Here is a 1446-nt window from a genome sequence, read left to right on the forward strand (position 1 = left end):
AATAAAAAAAAATCCAAAACTTTTTGTCGGTTACAGTGATGTCACTAATTTAAATATTACTTTTAACCAAAAATGCGGACTTGGAACATATCACGGTCCAATGGTAAGATCAAATATGCTTAATGATTTTAATGAATTTACCAAAAATTCTTTTTTTTCTGCGTTAAATTATGAAAATGGTAAAAAATGGAAACTTGAAAATCCAAGTGGTAAAAAAATTATTTTATTAAATAGAAATAATTTTAGTGAAATTGAAAAAAAAGAAAAAATTAGAGAAATAAAAGGTGAATTGATTGGAGGAAATTTATCTTTGCTGGTTACAACACTTGGAACAGATCATGAAATTAATACTGATGGAAAAATTCTTTTTCTGGAAGAAACAAATGAAGCGAGCTACCGTGTTGATAGAATGTTAAAACAGCTAAAACTAGCTGGAAAGTTTGACAAGCTTCAGGGAATTATCCTGGGGGACTTTAAAAATCCTAAGCAGTCTGATCCAACAGATATGACAATTGATGAAGTGTTTTATGACAACTTTGGAAGATTAAATATTCCAATTGTAAAAAATTTCAAATCTGGGCATGTAAGACCATTTATCACTGTGCCAATTGGAGCAAAGGCAGTAATGGATACTGGAAAAAGAGAAATTATGATAGAAAAAGCGACAAAATAAACAAAAAAATACACTGTATAATAAAGTAACATTTATTTTTCAGTGTATTTTTATATTATAAAATTTTTTGTACTTATCTCAAAATTCCTATTAAATCAGTCAATAAGAATGGAATAAATACTTCTCCATCAGCAAAATTAGAAGCTTCACCTTTATTGTAAATAAAGATAATAGAATCATTTTCCATGTAGAAATTTTGCTGTTTTACAATTGCATCAAATTTATCAACTTGAGGAAGACCAAACTGTTTAAATTTATTATTAATTGCACTTGATAGAGAAGATTCAAATCCATCGGCAAATAGGTCTTTAAGCTGTAAAACTTTTCCATTTTTTAAGTTGAATGTCATTGCATTGTGAAGTTTTGCTTTTTGTCCTGTATCGTTGTCTGTTAATTCAATTGTGAATAAAACACTTACAAATGAACTGTTGTTTGCTGTTACATCGTAAGAAACATTATAAGAAATATGTTTTGTAGATTTATAATCAGAGATAAATCTTGCTACATTTGTATTCATATTTTTAGTAACAGTAGAATTTCTACCAGCAAATACAGGATATGAAATTCTTGATTTATTTTCAATTTTTGTTTTTGGAGTAACTCTTACAATACTCGCTGATGTTGGAGAAAAATCTCGAAATGTAAAAGTAGTATCAATTTTTTCCTTTGCGAATGACACATTAAATAAAAGCAATGTCATAAAAAATAATGTTAATTTTTTCATTTTTATAACTCTTTTTATTTGAAATAATAGTGAATTCTCTTAAAAGTTG

The 1446-nt window shown here is 27.1% G+C and carries 2 protein-coding genes; one reads left to right on the forward strand and one right to left on the reverse strand.

Annotated features, from left to right (window positions below):
- A partial coding sequence (locus tag Q0370_RS08325) for an LD-carboxypeptidase (RefSeq protein WP_299574530.1) occupies nt 1-673 on the forward strand: 673 nt, incomplete at its 5' end.
- Nucleotides 674-746: 73 nt separating this feature from the next.
- On the opposite strand, the gene Q0370_RS08330 is transcribed toward Q0370_RS08325, so the two are convergent.
- Nucleotides 747-1397, reverse strand: a complete 651-nt coding sequence (locus Q0370_RS08330) for an RsiV family protein (protein ID WP_299574532.1) — start codon at nt 1395-1397, stop codon at nt 747-749.
- Between the last annotated feature and the right edge of the window lie 49 nt (nt 1398-1446).

The organism is uncultured Leptotrichia sp. (genome assembly GCF_938036635.1).
Classification (GTDB): domain Bacteria; phylum Fusobacteriota; class Fusobacteriia; order Fusobacteriales; family Leptotrichiaceae; genus Leptotrichia; species Leptotrichia hongkongensis.